9 protein-coding genes are annotated in these 18,673 nt (G+C 58.7%); 5 read left to right on the forward strand and 4 right to left on the reverse strand.

The features are described from left to right. Nucleotides 1–141 precede the first annotated feature (141 nt). A complete protein-coding gene (locus EOA32_RS11175) occupies nt 142–519 on the forward strand; it encodes a DUF5615 family PIN-like protein (RefSeq protein ID WP_126057625.1) in 378 nt (125 codons plus the stop codon). Nucleotides 520–540: 21 nt separating this feature from the next. Here EOA32_RS11175 and EOA32_RS11180 read toward each other — a convergent pair whose 3' ends face one another. The 3 genes from EOA32_RS11180 to EOA32_RS11190 are packed head-to-tail and all read right to left on the reverse strand — an operon-like array spanning nt 541 to nt 10,272. Beyond that, complete coding sequence (locus EOA32_RS11180) at nt 541–3,174, reverse strand: ATP-binding protein (RefSeq protein ID WP_126063810.1); 2,634 nt, start codon at nt 3,172–3,174, stop codon at nt 541–543. Beyond that, a complete protein-coding gene (locus tag EOA32_RS11185; protein WP_126057626.1) occupies nt 3,171–4,295 on the reverse strand; it encodes a DNA repair exonuclease in 1,125 nt (374 codons plus the stop codon). The genes EOA32_RS11180 and EOA32_RS11185 overlap by 4 nt, the downstream gene beginning before the upstream one ends. 13 nt (nt 4,296–4,308) lie before the next feature. Next, complete coding sequence (locus EOA32_RS11190) at nt 4,309–10,272, reverse strand: DUF3320 domain-containing protein (protein ID WP_126057627.1); 5,964 nt, start codon at nt 10,270–10,272, stop codon at nt 4,309–4,311. 671 nt (nt 10,273–10,943) lie between these two features. Here EOA32_RS11190 and EOA32_RS11195 point away from each other — a divergent pair. Then, complete coding sequence (locus EOA32_RS11195) at nt 10,944–13,628, forward strand: AAA family ATPase (protein WP_126063811.1); 2,685 nt, start codon at nt 10,944–10,946, stop codon at nt 13,626–13,628. A 21-nt stretch (nt 13,629–13,649) separates the two neighbouring features. Here EOA32_RS11195 and EOA32_RS11200 read toward each other — a convergent pair whose 3' ends face one another. Beyond that, the gene (locus EOA32_RS11200; protein ID WP_185928960.1) at nt 13,650–13,934 is read right to left on the reverse strand and encodes a hypothetical protein; all 285 of its coding nucleotides are present in this window, start codon (nt 13,932–13,934) and stop codon (nt 13,650–13,652) included. A 104-nt stretch (nt 13,935–14,038) separates the two neighbouring features. Between EOA32_RS11200 and EOA32_RS11205 the strand changes: the two genes are divergently transcribed. The 3 genes from EOA32_RS11205 to EOA32_RS11215 are packed head-to-tail and all read left to right on the forward strand — an operon-like array spanning nt 14,039 to nt 18,617. Beyond that, nucleotides 14,039–15,496, forward strand: coding sequence for a metallophosphoesterase (locus EOA32_RS11205; RefSeq protein ID WP_126057628.1), 1,458 nt, complete (start codon nt 14,039–14,041; stop codon nt 15,494–15,496). Nucleotides 15,497–15,498: 2 nt separating this feature from the next. Then, entirely contained in the window at nt 15,499–17,565 is a 2,067-nt protein-coding gene (locus tag EOA32_RS11210; protein WP_126057629.1) for a hypothetical protein, read from the forward strand. After that, entirely contained in the window at nt 17,562–18,617 is a 1,056-nt protein-coding gene (locus tag EOA32_RS11215; RefSeq protein WP_126057630.1) for a hypothetical protein, read from the forward strand. Before EOA32_RS11210 ends, EOA32_RS11215 begins: the two co-directional genes overlap by 4 nt. The last annotated feature ends 56 nt before the right edge of the window (nt 18,618–18,673 follow it).

Here is an 18,673-nt window from a genome sequence, read left to right on the forward strand (position 1 = left end):
CCAGAATGTGGGTCGCCGCGCACCCGGTTCGTGGGCGGCCTAAGAAGCTGGTCGAGCAGGGCGTGAAAATAAAGTCGTCGAAGCGCGTGGTTTTGAAGGGCGACCCAGGTCCGTCGGCCAGGTCGAGACGCGTGTGACCTCGTGAGGTTTCTGATCGATGAGTGCCTGCACACGTCTCTGGTTGCGGTAGCCCAAGAACGCGGACATGAAGCAAACCACGTCAACTGGCTTGGGCTAAGCGGCGAAACCGACTGGGACCTCATGCCGCTCATTATCGATGAGGATTTCACCTTCGTCACCAACAATGCTAAGGACTTCAGGAAGCTCTATGCCAAAGAACCGGTTCACGCCGGCCTGATTATCGTCGTCCCTCAGGTCGGGCCTGAAAAACAGAGAGAGCTCTTCGATGCTCTCCTCGAGGATCTTGGCCCAGAGGAATTCCTGATTAATGAAGTTATCGAAATCGAGATCGAAAACGGCATTGCAATCGTAACACGATACGATCTGCCGTCGCCCTAGCTGAGGCTGCGCGATCTCCGCTTATGACCGACCCGGTTGCCAGTCGCTCATCTGCAAAATGTTACCGCCGAGTTTTGCAAACGCGCGTTGGCGGCAGGAGAAAACGAGAATCTGCTGATCGTGTGATTGACGATGCAAAGCGTCGAACATGCGCTCGATGCGGTCGTCATCGGAATAAACCAAAGCGTCATCCAGGATAACCGGTGTGGGTCGGCCGTCGCGGGCAAGCAAACGGGCGAAGGCCAGACGTGTCAGAACCGAAAGCTGTTCTCGCATGCCGCCACTCAACCTATCGACATCCTCATCCTGACCATTGCGGCGAACGGTCTGTGGCAACAGTGTGTTCTCGTCGAACACTATGGAGATGTCATCGAATAGCAATCCAAGCAGCGGTCGCAGCTCGGACATGACCGGCTTCAGATAAAGATCGCGTGCCGTCGAGCGCGCAGCGACCAGCGTCGTGCGCAGCCGGTCGAGGACGGCTTTTTCGAATTCGAAGCGTCTCGCTCGCTCTCCAGCGATTTCCAATTTTTCTGTGGCCTCGCGCAAAGCTTCTTCCACCGCGTCGTCGGACCGAGTGCGAATATGGCCATTGAGATCGGCCAGGGTTACACGCAACTGACTTGCTTCCTGTGTGGCGGCATCCTGAACCGAACGGGCGCGGCGCAGAACGGCTTCAGCGCTGGTGAGATCGCGAGCGCCGTCGCGCAGGGGAGCAGCGCGCATTTCGGCCGCTTCGCGCAGCTTTTGTCGTGCGGTGGCCTCGGTGAGCAGCAAGCGCCCCTTTTCCTCGCGCGCTGCATCGGGTCCCAATATGACCTCGAGGCTGGTCAGTTCCGCCTGGATGGTGACATAAGCCGTCTCCGCAGCCATGACAGCCTCGTCGGCATGGCTGCGCAAAGGCAAGGCCTCGCGCACGCTGTTGCGTGTTGTCGCCACACGCTGCTCGGCTGCGGCATGATGTTGCCGGATCTGTTCTGGATCGACTTTGAGTTCGAGGTCCCCGGCCCCGAGGGCACTCAGACGAGCAAGCTCCTCGTGTAATTGCTGTATCCCCTTGGGCGCGAGATCGGCAAGTCGCTGACGCGCCAAGCCCAGTTCGGTAGCTTTGTCGCGCGCTTCCACTAGGCGCTGGCGTGCCGTCCTGAGGCTATCGACACCGAGGGACGCAAGCAGGCTGCGGTGCTTCGCTTCGGCGTCTTCGATGGTCCGGTCGGCCTGCTGCGGCCGATTCGATCGCAGGGTCAAGGCTCCGATGCCGGCAATATCCAGGCGTACGGTGCCAGCAAAGCTTTGGTCTTCTGCATGGGGCAAGGGCTTGGCATCGATGGTCACCAAATCGGCGGCGCCGTCCCGGTATTCCATGCATAGCGTCGGCAGGGTTGCCAGGTGAGCTGCACGAAGGCTGGCGATCTCGATTTCGAGCGCCTGGAGTTGCTCGACAGCTTGTTCCGGCACCGCCAGCATCGCCAGTGCTGCCTCTCCATCTTCGATCTGGGTTCTGGCGACTTCGGCTTGTTTCAACCGGTTGTCCGAGCCGGCCAGTTGTTCGGCAGCGTCACGCGCCAAAAGAGTCGCATCCAGCCGCGCGAGCAATTCGCGTGCTTCGCGCTCTTCCAGTTCGGCTGCTTGAACTTCGCCCATCGCTTGTTCGTTTTCGGCAATGGCAGAAGCGCGCCGATCGAGAACCTCACTGCGGCGAAGCTGCGCAATCGTCGACTGCTGGCGCAAATCCGTGGCTCGTTTGAGCGCGGTCCGAAAACTATCGAGGGCCTGCTGCGCCGCGTCGTGGTGAATTGCGGCAAGGGCAGCTTCCGCCTCGGCGGCTTTCAAGGCTTCGCTGTGCGATTTGGCGGCCTCGACTGCGGCTTCCGCGGCCGAGATGGCTTCCCGCCGAGTGGCGCCTTCTTCGGGGTTTTCAAGCTCAGACAGACGCGCCAACGCCATGCGCCGCTTGTCGAGCGAATCGCGCAGACCGGTGACTTCGGCGCTGAGACGCTGCTCGTCTTTCACCAGCTTGTCACGCTCGTCGAGCGCTGCCGCATAGAGACCGCCGCTCTTGGGACGCAGCGTTGACGTAACCAGGCTATAGAGTTCTTCTTCACATGCCGCGGCGATTTCGGCCATGCGTCGCCCGCCGGTCAGGGCTTCAACTTCCCCCTGAACCGAGGACAGTAGGCTTTCGCGCACGCGTTTTTCGCCGTCCTCCTCGCTTTTGCTGCGCCTTTCGATGCCGGTGACCCCTTGGCGAACCCAGAGCAATCCTGCCGGTCCTGCGCTTCCGCCATGGATTAGTTTGCCGATAAAGGCTTCGGCCTCATCGGCTTGAGCCAACAGTCGCCCGCCGTCGAGGTCAATAACGCTGGCCAGCCTGCCGCCATAAAACTGCTTGGCAAGTCGATAGCGTCCTTCTGAAGTGGTGATGTCGGCCTCCACCACCGGATTGCCCCCACTGTAAGGCCGCAACAGTCGCACGCCTTCGGGTGTGCCCGTGTGAGGCTGGAAAAAGAGTGCGTGCAGCGCTTCGAAGAAGGTTGATTTGCCGAACTCATTGACCGCGCAAAGCACGTTGACGCCGTCGCCGATGTTTTCGATGGCGACGCCTTGCCCGGCGAACCGTTTGACGTTGTGGAGCCGAAGGGCCGTAAGTTTCATGATCCCATCGCCTCGCAATAGCTGAACAACCGAACCAGTGCTTCTCGCGATATGTCGCGTTCGACAGCCGACCGGGTTTCGTCGCTGCTTTCATCCAACAGTGCCTGCGCTGCCTCGCGAAGGGCACCAGAGCGGTCGATCCGATCCAAATCGCCACTTTCGCAGTCGGTCGCGAGCCCGTCCCCGTCCAGTTCCAGATAGGCGAAGTCGGGCGCGGCTACCGCGATCGCCGCTTGAAGGATCGTTCGCCCACTTAACCGCACCCGGCCAGACGCGGCAATTCGCAGCAAAGTCTGACGCCGCAGATGAGCCGGTGGAAGCAACGCTTCAAATGCCGCGGCGCTGTCGTCGCCAGACAGCAGATGCAGGGGAGCGGTTTTCCAGGAAAAGCTAGCTGTTTCAACGGCCACGATCTCGGGCACGGCGCCAGGCCCGGCAATGGAAACGACAAGGGCCTGACCGGGTGTATCATGCTTGAAACGGTCAGGTTCGGGCGCACCGCTATAACGGCTGCGCTCATTGATGGTGACGGGTCCGTGCCAGTCGCCAAGTGCCAGATAATCGAGGCCGGCCTTAGTCGCGCGATCTGGTGCAATGACATCGGACGCTGCTGAATCTTCGGAAAAGTTCTGAATAGCGCCATGAGCAAGGCCGAGCCGGATGGCGCCTTGCGGCGTCGCGGCGCTGTTCATCCACTCGGTAAGGTCGCGACCGGGTCTGCGGGTGGTGCAAGGTGCAGGCAGCAGCGCCACGTCCGCGCCAATGGTCAGGGTTTCGGGCCGCGTCGCCAGCAGGACATTGTCCGGCACAACGCTGTCCGCTGCACTCCACAATTGATCAGCCAACAGGGAATCATGGTTGCCAGGCAGCAATATCCAGCGCAGAGGCGCGCTCTGGCTCATCTCGGCCATGGCCTGCCGCAACATCGCTGGAGTGGGCGTTTCGGTATCGAACGTATCGCCGGCCAGAAGTATGGTGGATGCACCATGGACGCGTGCCTGCTCTGCCAGCCGGCTGATCGCGCCATGGCGCGCTTCACGGAGCCGCCCGCGCAGATCCTCTGGCATGTTGCCGAACCGCTTGCCGATATGAAGATCGGAGCTGTGGATGAATCGAAACATGGAGTCTCCGAGACTATGTCGATGCCAGGTTGCGCTGGGCGCGATCGATGGCTTCATCCAGCCGGGAGCGTGAAATCGCCGCAAGTCGCTCGACACCGAGCAGACGTGCAAGGTCGAGAGCGGGGTCGGACTGTTCCAGAATGTCCTCGTTCGCAACGACGACAGCGGCCAGCTCGGCGATTGGAATGTCGGCAATGGACCGGCGGGCATCGGCATCGAACGGCATGCGATAATCAAGCAGGTCGACCACCGTCCCTCTCTTCCATAGGAAGCTGCCGCTGGATTCTTCAGTTCTATCGAACTCGCGCAGATGCAGGTCGATCCGCTCCCGAATCTTGTTGCCCGTTCTGAGCCAGCCATGCGCCCGTGCGATGCGCTGCGCAAGGACGTCATCTCGCAGAGGTCCTTCCTGCTCGATCACCGCGTCGACCATGGACCGCAGCGTGCCTCGGTAGACGAAGTCATAAAACTGATCCGGGCTGGTGGAAAATCCGGTTAGATCAGTCAGGCGATAACGGCCGCCCGTCGGTACGGTATCATGCGTCGAATGCGCGGCCGCAGGCAAAATTCCTGCAGATGCCGATGGGCGCTCTCCCGTCGCGAGGGGAGCGGCGACAAGTTCTGGCTCTGATTTTATCGACGGATGTTCCGGTTCGCCGGCCGATGCTAGGTCTTCGGCTGGCAATGGGTCCATGGGGTCGACCTTATGTCCCATGTCCCAATGGATCGCGGCTTCACTTTCCTGTTGTTCAGCCTGTTTGCGACGGCTTTCCTCGAGCAGCGCGGCCAGGCTGGCATGAAGCCTCTCGGTGCAACCTTCGAGATCAAACCACCAATCGGTTGACCATACCCGGACAATGTTCCACCCGAGGCCGCGCAGGACCTGCTCGCGGACCTTGTCTCGATCTCGCGCCGTGGCAGAACTGTGATAGGTCGCGCCGTCGCATTCGACCCCAGCCAGATAGGCGCCGGCGAGATCGGGATGCCGGATCCCTATATCCACTCGAAAGCCCGAAATGCCGACTTGAGGAACGATGGTCCATCCGCGCTTCTCAAGCTCGGCAGCGACGGCCTCCTCGAAAGGGGATTCCAGGGCTCCGACCGATCCGCGTTCCTGCGCTGGCAATGCCACAGCGCCGCGTTCGGCAAAATCGAGAAAGGCTTTGAGATGCTGTACGCCGATCGCTTTGGTTCGGTTGGGGTCGATCTGGTCGGCGGCAAAACCTGAAAATACGATCAGTTCCTGCCGCGCACGCGTCACCGCGACATTCAGCCGGCGTTCGCCGCCGTCCCGATTCAGCGCGCCGAAATCCATGCTGCGCTTGCCGGCATTATCTTGCGAAAAGGTGATCGAAAACAGGATTATGTCACGCTCGTCCCCTTGGACATTTTCCAGATTCTTGACGATGGCGGGCTCAATACGCTCGTCGGCAAAGAACCATTCAAGCTCCGGCTCTGTCTGGCGTGCCTTGTCGAAAAGGTCGAGGATGAGCGACTGCTGTTGCGCGTTGAAAGTGATGACTCCGAGCGTGGGTCGGTCCTTTTCCGGTAGGGCCAGCCAACGCCGCATCCTGCTGACCGCCTCGTCGGTTACCGCTTGGGCTTCGATTCGATTGGTGCGGCTTTTGCCACGGTCATAGATGCCGGTCGTGATTTTTCGCAGCTGAACTGCCCGATCTTCCACCGTTGGCGAAGGGAATGTGATGAGCCGGTTCTGATAGTAGTGATGGTTGGAAAAGGCGATCAGCGACTCATTGCGGCTACGATAATGCCAGCGCAGGTCACGTACCGGGATGCCGGCCGCTTTGGCTTCGTCGAGAATGCTCTCAAGATCCTTTTCGTGTTCGACGACTTCCTCGTCCTCCTCGTTGCGGCCAAAGAAATTGGTGGGCGGCAACTGCTTGGGATCGCCTACGATTATGGTTTGATGGGCTCGCGCGATGGCACCGACGGCGTCCCAGGTGGTGATCTGCGATGCTTCGTCGAAAATCACCACGTCGAACAGGGCTTGGTCGGGCGGTAGATATTGAGCGATTGAAAGAGGGGACATCAGCATGCACGGCGCGAGCTTGGCAAAGCTCGTCGGCATCGCGCCAATCATCTCGCGGATTGACCGGCTGGGCCGCTGCAATTCCATCTGATGGCGCAACAGGCCCAACTCGGAATTGCGCGGGACGCCTTGCACAGCCGGCAAACCATGAGCGATGGCACTGATGACGCGAAGGCTTGCTTGAGCGCGGACAAGATCGTCGATTTCCCGGAAATCTTCGATGGCGTGCTCGTGCTGGAAGCGACGGAAATTCCGCAGCACCGGATCGGCATCCAGCGTGGCCGGCAGCCACCAGCGTACATAGGCCAGGCGGAACGCGGATTGAGCTTCAGCTGGTCGCACTAGACCCGCCTCGATATCGTCGACCAACGCTCCCAGATTGTGACTGACAGCCCTGCGACGAATGCCGCACCACGAAGTCCAGTCCCGGAGAAGATGACGGGCGTCGAGCAAGTCTCCCATCGCAGTCGTCAATTCGGTCAGCGGGTTATCATGTTCTGCCCAAGAAGGCGTCTTTCCAGCAGGGATCGCAAATTGGGTCTTGGCAGCCTCGAATGCTGCAGAAGCCGCAAGGAAGCGGGCTGCCCCATAGCGCATCGTGCTATCTGCTGCACCGCTTCGCAGGCTCGGGGCGGTTGCTTGCAGGAGCGCTTTGAAATCCTCCGTGCCGAGGCCGGGCAGGCGTAGCGTCTGTCGAAGCCTTTCGGCCATCGAGAGTATCTGATCGATACGGTGGGTGTCGGTATCAAGTGCGGCAAATCCGATCGGCTTCCCAGATAGGATGTTGGCTTCGACAGTGGCCCGGCGGTCCTGCATCAGGCGCAACAGCAGCAAGTCGTGCTGAGGATCGGCTACCCCCTCTGTGACATAGCCTTGAAGCAGCTTCTGGACTTTGCGTTTGCCCAACTGACTGTTTGGCCAGAATGCAGAAGCGGCCTGCTGCCATTGCTGCTCTATGTCCTCCACCCGTATGCGCGCAACGGCAGCCTCGTCATAGCGGGCCGACAGGTCCTTGCGAGACTTGCGATAGTCTCCGATTGCCTCATTGAGAGTGGCGAGGGCTCCCCGCAACTGGGCGAAATCTCGATCAAAGACAATGCTGACGTCATAGCCGGCACTGTCCTGGAGTGCCGCTGCTAGTTTTCGCAGCGCTTCGAGCTCCGCTTTTGACGCGTCGCCTTTGGCGCGCAGGCCGATGCTCACCAGGAAGGCGTCGAGTGCGGTCGCTAGAACCTCGGACGCATTCTTGAGGGTCTTTGCCCCTTCGAGCAAATTGTCCTGCCAGCCTGACGTCCACTCGGTGACATCTATAAGACGCAAGACCGACCGCATCTCCACCGACTGAAATGCGAGACCTGTTTCGGCGGCAATATGCTCCAGCGCCAGCCGGTTTGCCTCGTCATGGGAATCGCGCGATGGCCAGGACAATCTCGGAGCGTGCTGCCGCTTGTTCTTGAGAGCGATGCCGAGCGCCAGATAAGGCGTCAGACCATTGACATGGTGCCGATGCAGCGCTTCGACATAGGCATTCAGTTCGTCGCGACGGACGCGAAGCCGCTCGTTGATCGCAATCCACTCCGCTGCGTCCACGCGCACGCCGCTTTCCCAGCTGATCCTGAGCTGGGTGAGAAAGTTGCGTCGGTCCGCCTTGCTGGAATGGAGTTCGAGACAATGCGCGCCCAGGCCATGTTCGCGCAGGCGGCGATACACCACATCGAGCGCCGCCGTCTTCTCGGCCACAAACAGCACGGTTTTGCCAACTGAAAGACAGTTGGCAATCATGTTGGCAATGGTCTGGCTCTTGCCAGTGCCGGGAGGACCGATGATGACAAAATCGCGACCCTCAGCGGCGGCAAGACTTGCGGCGGTCTGTGAGGAGTCGGCCGGCAGCAGCAAAACCATGTCGGACGGGGCATAGTGCCGGTCGAGTTCGCGCTCGTCGCGGAATGATGCGCCATTGCCCTCGAAAGCTATCTCCGGCGTGTCGATCAGATGGCGCACGACACGGTTTTCGCGCAGCGCATCGGTACGCTCGACCAGATCCTTCCACATGAGAAACTTGGCGAAGGAAAAGGTCGACAGCGCCGTCTCGTCCACCACCTCCATGCCGGGGACGTCGCGCACTGCCTGGCGCATAAGACCGAGCAGCCTCGGCACATCAACGCCGCTTTCGTCCTCGGGCAGCTCACCGGAAAACTGTGGCAGTTTGAGCTCGAAGTCGCGTTCGAGAAACTGCAACAAGGTTGCGTTGAATCGCGGTTCATCTTCATGGAAGCGCAAGGTAAAATGCGATGTTGCGCTGCGGCGCTCGATTTTGACCGGTACGAGCAGCAATGGCGCGCGATAGCTGCGCTCGTCCTCGGCCTTCTTCTTCCAGCGCAGGAAGCCGACCGCCAGGAAGAGCGTATTCGCGCCGCCCTCGGCAAAATCGTTGCGCACTTGCCGGTAAAGATCGATCAGCCGGGATTCCAATTGACGCCCATCGAGCGTCGACGGGAGCTCGTCGCGCAGAAGCGCTTCCGCGGCAAAGCCACGCTGGAGGTCACGTCCGTGCACCTCGCGATAGAGGACAGCATCCCGCTCGCCCAGTGGATTCTGTTCGGGGAGCGAAATCAGCCGGATCGAAGCGCCTGCCATCAGACGGTCCTCGAGGTAGCCGACGTCAGTACAAAGAAACGGAATTGTCTTCTTGGAGTCCGGAAAATTGAGCAGGCGGTTCCGCAGTGTCAAATCGAGGAGCTTTTTCTGCCAGCGGTCGATCCGTCCGGCCGCTGTCGTCGGCTTTACCTCGACGATCTCGACCGGCAGGGCTACCACGGCCGGTGCGGCTGGCAACGGCAACGCGATTTCGGTTGCCGCCTCTGCATCCACGCTGCGGCGCGTCGGTTCGTGCGAAGCAAGCGGTGTGATGCCGCCGCTGCGCGAGCGGCGTATATCGATGGCTGCGACAAAGGTGGCTACCTGCGTTTCGTCGAGCCGCTGTTCGATTGCGTGTTGGGCAGCCTCCAACGTCATCGCCGGCCGATGCGTCACGCCTGTCGTCTCAAACACGATGAGTTCGCGCGATGCCAGCGCCTTGCGGACCTCCATGGCATCGGGTTCAATGGCGTTGGCGAGCGTCCTTTGTGTCATCCAGACGCCGACGGCCGCGTGTCCCTGAAACATCAAAACGACGGGATGCAAGCCCGTCGCCTCCAGGGCGGACGCGAATAACAGACTGGTATCGAGACAGGTTGCCAGCTTTTCTGCCGTAATAATTGAGGGACGTCGAATTTTTTGGCCGCGGCTTTCGAAGCTCGCAGGTGGCTCTGCATAATGCAGCGATAGGCCAGCAATGGCCGAATAAATTGCGGCCGCCAGCATGAATGCGCGTTGCGGATTGCCGCTTTGATAGCCATCGAGGCTGGAAGGATGACCATGCGCTGCGAGCAGCTCCGCTGCGGAACGCAGCAGTCCTGCGATCGCCGGGTCGTTCGGCATGACGAATGCGGCGAGCAATTGCGCCATATCGACGACGCCACCCCATTCGTCGCGGGCAAGCAGGCGCACCGCAACGCGCTGCTCGGCCAGCACTGCGCCTCCTGAGGTTAGGCGCAACGTTATCTCCCCGCGCTCAGCCTCGTTGAGACCGGCCAGATAGCCGGCGTCGAGATCGATTTTTCGATCGCTTAAGGGAAGCCGGTCGCCAGCAACGATCCGATCAATTGTCCAGCTTTTGGCGCGCAAAAAAGGGGGGTTCGATGTCAGCTCGAGAGTGCATTTTTCGAAACCCTGCTGGGTCGGGTTGTTGAGCGCGATAGACCGGATCACCGGAATAGCATTTTGGAAGGACGCATATGTAAAGCTGGCGGCGATGTCCGCCACGACTTCTATTACGGGCGCGGCTGATATACCGGCAGCATCGCCAGTCTCCGAACTCGTTTCCATACCCCATCCCCTATTTTCATTTACGATAGAACTTTGCCGCCAGAATTTGAAAGTAAATTCTCGGTATGGTCGCCGCTTATGTCCAGCAGCATAGATTTCTAAAAGTGTTACCGCCCAGATAACGGTCGAAATGGAGACAGGCGATAATCGGTCGTCACGATTGGAGGGGATCCAAAAGTCGCGGAAATCGGAGCGCCGGCGCACGCTGCTGAAACCCAAGACGGGCAGGACGTCATCCGCAAATGTGTGGCGGTCCGGGCGCCATGGACCAAGCGTTGCGCGCCTATCGCGAGCGCTGTCGTGGCGCCTATCGCGGACTCGGACCCAGCCCGACAGTGACGGCGAACCTCGATCGGCCTATCGGTGAGGCGGTCGAATTCCGCCCATAGACTATCGAAAGGCACGCACTTCCAGCTCTATCTCCTCGTACGCGTTGCCGGCTACCTAAATTCGTGCGCGCGGTCCAATGCCTTTGATTGCTGATGTCGTTGTGGAGACGTTTGATCGCTGAAGCATTTGTTTGCTGACCTAGCGGCGCGGGGGGAGGTCATTTATTGGGTACATCTCCAGCACTCTATGTGCGATCGCGAGGAAAATTTGTCCAGACAAGCGAATTCATCGAATCTGGACTAATCAATAAGTATAATGATGGTAAGATTCGGGGGGCAGGAATGGCCGAGGTTGGACTTTTGGAATGGGCGGATAAGCAGCCCGACTGGATTAGGGATGCCTTAAGAAGACACGCCGCGCGGCCGGGCTTCAACCTCGAGCAGGAGGATAAGGCCGGTGTAACAGCTCGGGTCCGCCACGTCGGTGGATTTACCGCTGATCTGCCCGAATGCTCTCCGCTCTCGGCGGAGCATTTGAGGGCCAACAGTTCGAACGAGCCGCGCGCGGTGCTTTGCTCACTCGGCCCCGTCAAGCATTTGAACCGCCTCGCCGAAGAGCAGCAACTGCGTTTCGCCACCGATGGCATCACCATTATCTACGGCGACAATGGAAGCGGAAAGAGCGGCTATTGCCGGATCGCGAAGAAGCTTTGCCGTAGTCTGACGGCGGATGATCTTCTTGGCAACGTGTTCGAGATCGGCACCAAACCGCCAGCCGAAGTGCTTGTCCGGTTTCTCGAAGAGGGTGCTACGGAACCGACCCCCATAACCTGGAAGGACGGAACGCTGCCCCCCGCGTCAATTGCACGGATCTCCGTTTTCGACTCCGCGAACGCTCGCCTCTACGTCGATAAGCAAAACCGTATCGGTTTTCTGCCCGCAGCCATCGCGCTTCTCGAAAGCCATGGACGTCACCGCACCGAGCTCGAAGCCGACTTCCGGGAAGAAATCAAAGCGATCGAAAAGAACCTAAAGACACCATTGCCGAGTGGGTACACAGCTGCCGGCGCGGTCGTAAAGCTGCTGGCTCGTCTCGAAATCAAGTCAAAGGACGTGATGCCTTCCGCAGCCGAAATCAAAAACCTCGCTGCCCTCTCAGAGCAGGACATGGCTGATCTCGCTGGCCTCGAACAGGCTCTGGCAAGCGACCCTTCAACGATGGCGACAAAGCGTCGGCGTGCCAAGGCGGCCTTGGAAAAACTGCTGACTGCATCTGAACAGATCGACGCGGCTCTCTCAGCGGCGGCCCTCGAGATTTATCGCAATCTATATGCAACAGCCGATTCTACAGCGCAGGCTGCACAACTTGCCGCCTCAGGAGCGTTCGCGACTATGCCGTTGAGCGGCGTTGGGCTTTCTCCCTGGCGGTATATGTTCGACCATGCACGAGCCTATTTAGCGAGCGTCACTGGCATCGATCATCAGCACTTGCCAGATCAGGAAGGCGATCGTTGCATGCTCTGCCAGGAGCCGATGACGGCGGACGCCGCGGGGCGGATCCAATCCTTCAATGACTTCGTAACGGGCGCCGCAAATAAGGCGGCGCAAGTCGCATCTATTGCCCATGAAGAGGCCCTGCGCCAAATCAAAGGACTCACCATTGCGACCGGGGAGGCGGTTGAGGCGGCTCTCGGAGAGTTTGGCGATCTGTCCGCCGCACGCAAGGCGATGGTGGCCCTGATCTCGGCATATTATGTCGAGGCAGGTAAAAGGCGTGATGCAATTGTCGTTGCGGCTGCGCTGTCCGAGTACGCTGCGTTCCCGCAACTTGCGGCGCCAGTTGCATCGAAACTCCGAACGGAGGCGGAGGCGCTAGAGGCCGAAGCGCTGACGGACGACAAGGCAGCGGCCGACGACGGGAACCGCGCTACCGATCGAGCTCGTCGCGATACACTCAAGGATCGGAAAAAACTGGGCGACGATCTCACCATCGTTCTCGCGCGCTTGGCGAATCTCGAAGAGCGGCGCAAGCTTCTCTCATGCTGCGATGCTGTCGAAACAGGCTCGGTGTCACGGCAGATGACGTCGCTTCGACGAAGCCTCGTCATGCAGGATCTCGAAAAGCGCGTCGTCGCCGAGATTGAGACTCTGGCGTTAACGCACATCCCGTTCGCAGTTAATGATCGTAGTCAAGATGGGCAGAGCTATTTCGAGGTCGGGCTCAACGCGGCAAAAGCGATCTCAAACAGCAAGGTCTTAAGCGAAGGAGAGCAGCGCGCGCTTGCCCTGGCCTGTTTCTTAGCCGAGGTCGGAGGAGACACATCGCGTCAAGGCATGATCATCGACGACCCCGTGTCATCTCTCGACCATGTTCGGATCAGGCGGGTCGCGGCAAGGCTCGTAAAAGAAGCGGCCACAGGACGTCAGATTATTATTTTCACCCATAATCTTCTGTTCTTCAACGAGGTGGTTGACGCAGCTGCGCAGGCCAATCCGCCGATTCCCCTTGTTCGAAACTACATCAACAAGTCCGAATCTGCCGGTTTTGGCTTGATTAGCGAAACTGACGAGCCGTGGATCGCACAGTCTGTCACGAAGCGCATCGAGACTCTCAAGACGCGCCTGAAGAGCTTCGACGGCGCCACTGATTTCACCACCGATGCTTGGCGAAGGTCAGCGAAGGATTTCTACAGCGATCTTCGGGAAACCTGGGAGAGGCTCGTTGAAGAAATCCTGCTCGGTAAAGTCGTCGAGCGATTTAACAGCGATGTCAAGACACAGAGCCTGAAGGGTGTGGTGGTCGAGGACGAAGACCACAAGCGAATCTATTGGGCCATGAAGCGAGTTTCGGAGCGTTCTGGACATGACATGGCGTCCGCCAAGGCCATTCCAGTTCCAACACCAAACGATATGAAGAGCGATCTTGATGGAATTGACCAATATCGTATCGACACCACCAAACGAAAAAAGGATGCCGAAAAGCGCCGGATTGAATTCGAACAGCCTCCCAAGGCGACTGTACTCTAGCCTAATGACTATTGTCGTGTATTACTGGCCCTCACTGGCTTCATCCTGCTGCGCATGCCGGTGTCCGCCTGCCGCGGGCGAAGCCGACGTGACGAGGAAGTATCGCGAGGGCGCCAAGCCATCAATGGCTGTGCGCTCGCTCTTCATCTTGGATTTCAGCGCCGAGAAGCCTGACCGCTGGTAGTGCTTCGCCTGCACAATGTCGCCGCCGGCAAGGGCATGTCGACCATCCATCGCGTCGTCCGGTCCCTCGGGAAAGGCCTCGAAACGCTTGTCGATCTCGCGACCTACGAGGTCGCGGGCCAAATCCTCAAACTCGTTATGGGACAAACTCGAGAAATCATAAGCCATGCGCCCAGATTGAGTGCCCATTTGGTGGGCAGACAAGCAACCGGGGGCACAATTGCGTCGTGCCTCTCCATTACCAACAAAAAGATAAACGCGCTTTCCAGGCGATGCGGTCGGATGATCGTTTCGCGCTTGGCAAAAGCGAACGGATTAGTCTATGGCTCTCGGCGGGGGGGCGAGTTATGCGACGGGTGCGAATCCTTCAAGTAGGCGATATTCACTATCCGGATTGGCATCCTTCCTCTAGCAACATCGATGCCAAGGATAGCAAGTTCGCTCCGAAAATAACGCAGAAGCTACGCGCGTCTTCGCTGCGTGCCGTCTTGACGAAGCTTCGGCGGCTGACGACTTCGAAGCCCTTGGATTCGATCGCCTTCATGGGGGATTTCACGAGCCGTGGCGACAAGACTTTCATTGCTTCGGCATTCCAGCATTTCACGTTGCTCTGCCGCGCACAGGGGCGCAGTTCAAAGGCGCTTCCGTTGATATTCGTACCGGGAAATCACGATGTGAACCGTGATGACGCGCGCGAACTTGGACCGACTGAGAAATTCAGCGAAATGGCGAGTTTAGCCGCCCGCTTGGGTTGGCAGACCGTTCCCGTGGACCAACCCGTGCACTTCAGACTTCCGACAGGATCCGCAGGCGCAAACTTCATCCTCGTCAACACAGCGATAGGCAGTTGGGAGCTTCAGAACCTTCCCGCGTTCCTTCGTGATCGTCTCGAGGCACTCGGTCCTTCTACAGAACCTGTAGATCTCGGCTCGCCGGACACCTCGGGACATTCGCCCGCGACACCTCCCAGCGATCCAGACAAGGAGGCGTCCGACGACGAGTATTACGGTCAGATGGACACGCCATACATCTCGCGTGAGATGCTTGCAGGCCTACAGGAATTGCTCCAGCAGCCCGACATGCGTTACGGCATCATGATCGGCCATCACAATCTGCTGCCACAAAAGACTCCGCGCATTACGCCATACGCGGAGATGCTCAACAGCGGATTTGTCAGAACTCAGCTGCTGCAGGGCAACAAGCCTATCGTCTACCTGCATGGACACATACATGCCGATCCGGTCGAGATCGTCAACGATCCAAGGTTTCCGGACGGCAAATTGATCTGCATCTCAGCACCAGAGATACAGTCAGGTTTCAATGAGCTCGTCTTCTTCACGACCGATCAGGGAGAGCTCGTCGGCATCCGACTTATACCCTACCGCACCAATGTCGCCGACGGGACGGTCATGGAAGGCGAACATTGCTTCATCTCGACTATGTCCAACGGCAAGGCCTTTCTGAACAACGACACGTTTGACCTGATGCGCCGACTGCGCGACCATGCCACCAGGCGCGGGAATGGGTTACTCTTCTGGGACGAGATCACTGAGATTGCCGCCTCCGCCGAGCTCGGGCTAGATTTGGAAGACTCTCTTCTGATGCTCCAAGCGGCGCGCTTCGTCGAGATAGACGGCCTCACGAAGGCAAACTCGGCTTGGCGCATTAAGGTAAGGGACGAATAGAGATGGAGAATCCGTTCGGCCCCAACAGGATCGAGTACGAAAGTCGCCCGATACTGTGGTTCAGTCAGAAGTCGGCCTTGATTTCTGCCGCCGCCAAGCCGGTCTTCGTCGCAGGGACGAGAGGCAGCGGCAAGACCAGTATTCTTCGCTCGCTTTCCACAGTTCATATCCTCGAAGACAAAAGTCTCGCGGACCAAGTCGGCAAGCTCGGCTGGTATGGCGTCTTCTTCCAGCTCAATGAGACATTTTCGCCCCTAATCGACAACGCGGTTCTGAACCTCATTCCGGAGCGGATACGCTTCGACACGGCCGCCGTGATCCCGCGGCAATTCGTAATCTTCTCTCACTATCTGGAGCTGAAGATAGTCGAACGCCTGCTCGAGAGCATCAGCCAGCTCAGACGCGACAGCCACTTGAAATACCGGGCCTCTGAAGATAGGGACGTCGCCTTGGCACTGCATCGCGAAGTGCTGCACTTCATACCCCAACCTGCCCGTCTCGACTTCTTCAGCATAGATGAGCTGCGGGGTGGGATAACCCGGTACGTCGACGAATGCTTCAACGCGTTCTTCTTTGCCGCCGATGAGGGAGCGACCGGCTTCAGAGCGACAGACCCTGGCGCGATCATTAACAAGGTCGCGACCGCGATCACCCCACTTTTAAATGGCCCATCTTTCGCCGGTGACAGGGCGCCCTTCTTCAAGATCCTGATTGACGACTGTGAGGCACTGACACCGCTCCAACAGCAGTTCCTGAACACCTTGGTGAGGAAGACGCGCGGCAATGTGAAATGGGTCCTCGCCTACATCGGCGGCCTTTACGACACGATCCGGACGATCATACCCGGCCAGTCGCTCTCGAATGCTGACCGGGACGTCGAGAATCTTGATTCAGTCGATCCGAGGGAGTTCGCCACGCTGTGCGAGAACGTGTCGTCGCTTCGGCTCTACTATGCGCTTCCTGACCATCTGCGGAGTGATCTCAAGCGCAACGATGCGCTCAGCGCGTTTTCGCTCAAAAACCGGCTGGGGCGGCTTTCCGTCAATGACATCATCGAGCGGGTTATCATATCGGGTCATTCCGAGGGCAGAGAAGAGCTTGTGGCACTCGCTGATGCAGCACGTGAATTCCTCTCCGTGAATTTGAGGACGGCGGATCAGCAGCAATTCCTTCTTGATCGAAAAGCGCGCCCTTATGCCGAAGGGCTGGCGCTCGCGCTCATGAACCCGGAAATCAAGCGCCGGCCCATGAGCAAGGCGGATGCTTCAAATCTGAAGAGGTCGATCGCCCGGAAACAGGGATGGGCTTTTCTGAAAGCGTGCCAGATGCTGCGTCTGCATGACTACCCGTACGTAGGGCACCAGATCATCACATCATTGAGCGACGTCTGTATACGCGATTTCCTTGATATAATGGGAGAGATCTTCCGCCGCAGTGTTCCGAGTTCCAGTGATCCACGAAAACTGGTGGAATTCATCAACTCGGATTTACAGATTCATCTCGAACAGCAGAGACAGGCTGTGAACGCCGCCTCTCAACGGAAGCTTGATGGACTTCAGGCGCTTTCACATCCGTACGAAGAAGAGAGCGTGCGCATGGTGCGGGCGTTGGGTTACCTGACCGCTCGCCTCCAGACAGAGTTTGCCGAAGAAAATGCTCTAGGAACGACAGAGAGAGGCATTTTCAGGGTTGATCTAAAGGAAATGCGCTCGCTGGTGAACCGACTGGAGCAACCCAGCGGAAAACTGGACGAGGTCCTGCGTCGGGCGGAAAGGGATGGGTTTATCCGGGAGGTCTCCGCCGCCGGCAACTTTGAGGTGGACCGCGCCGACCCCGCATCGAAGGAGATGCTGATCAGATTGCATCGGCGATTTGCACCTTACTTCGGGTTCTCCTATCGCGGCCCGTACGAAATCAACACAATCCCTGCGGCGCAGATGGTCGACCTGCTTTTTACCAGGCATCGGCTCCCAGAAGACTGGGCCGACTCGGTGTTTAAGGAGCTCGTCGCGCGGCCCGCACTCAAGACCGAATTCCAGCACTCGCTTTTCGAGAGCGATCTCGAATGACCGCTTCAACTGTCGAGTATCGAGTCTTCGGCCATCTGGCCGTCACTGAGAAGGCGAGAGATGCAGGTACCTGCGAAACGATGGAGGCAGATATCGCGATCGTCGCGCTTGGATGGGAAACGCGTTTCGCCGCGTTCGAAAACCATCTTGACCTGAAGGTCGGCAAAATCGTGGTTCTGGACTTTGCTCTGAAGGAAGCGAACGTCCCAGCCGTCGAAGAAAACCGGCGAAAGCTCATCGCTATGGGTACCCGATGGGGCGTCGAAGTGACTGCGATCACCCTCGAGCCTTCCATCGAGTATCAGAAGAACATCAATCTCCTCGATCACCTGCTCACTCAGATGGCCGCTTCATGTGGCTCATACGAAGGAAGCCTGCGGAAGGTTTTCGTCGAGTGCTCGACGATGCCGCGAATCTACATCCAATGGCTGATTGCGGTGGCATTCAAGAAAATGTCGATTCAGTCTCTCGAATTCGGGTACGCCGAAGGTATCTACGGGAACGCGATCGGCAAAGAGGATTTTTCCAGCGGCTTGGACCGATACGTCACCGTCCCTCATCTTCAAGGCAGCGGAGGAATGGGCGAAGAGAAAGTCCTGCTCGTGGGGATCGGAGGAGATGCCGACGTATTCTACGGATTGATCGATATCGTCAGTCCGGAACGGATCTCGCTCCTCGTCCCAAGAAGCGAGAAGAATGCGCATATCGATGCTTTGCTCGATCAACAGGTGGCCAAGGTACGTGAAACCCACCGGCTCGAAGATGGCGAAGTTCGCGACATCCAGGCTTTCGGGCTGATGGCCCACCTCGATGCTTTCGAGACGTATCTCGACGGGTTCGGCTCGCGTGCGGTGGTGAACGTTTTTGTCAGCGGCCCGAAGGTTCAGGCCATCGCTGCTGCCGTGCTCGCCTGCTCCGACAGCCGCGTCCATCTCAAGGCACGAATTCCCACCTCCTATGCCCATCGTGAAGTCTCAGCGAATGGGCGGTATCATATCTATAGGCTGATTGACCTGACATCCCCTGCCTGCAGCCTTCCCGGGACGTTCTGACACGATCTTGCATTCGAGTAGCATCATGGTCCCAGTAGCCGTTCCGCCAAGCCTTC

Origin of the sequence: Mesorhizobium sp. M1A.F.Ca.ET.072.01.1.1 (assembly GCF_004023325.1) — a bacterium.
Classification (GTDB): domain Bacteria; phylum Pseudomonadota; class Alphaproteobacteria; order Rhizobiales; family Rhizobiaceae; genus Mesorhizobium.

Coding starts and splice junctions, on each gene's coding strand:
- EOA32_RS11180 (WP_126063810.1), bottom strand. CDS start 3,174: ATGAAACTTACGGCCCTTCGGCTCCACAACGTCAAACGGTTCGCCGGG.
- EOA32_RS11185 (WP_126057626.1), bottom strand. CDS start 4,295: ATGTTTCGATTCATCCACAGCTCCGATCTTCATATCGGCAAGCGGTTC.
- EOA32_RS11190 (WP_126057627.1), bottom strand. CDS start 10,272: ATGGAAACGAGTTCGGAGACTGGCGATGCTGCCGGTATATCAGCCGCG.
- EOA32_RS11195 (WP_126063811.1), top strand. CDS start 10,944: ATGGCCGAGGTTGGACTTTTGGAATGGGCGGATAAGCAGCCCGACTGG.
- EOA32_RS11210 (WP_126057629.1), top strand. CDS start 15,499: ATGGAGAATCCGTTCGGCCCCAACAGGATCGAGTACGAAAGTCGCCCG.
- EOA32_RS11215 (WP_126057630.1), top strand. CDS start 17,562: ATGACCGCTTCAACTGTCGAGTATCGAGTCTTCGGCCATCTGGCCGTC.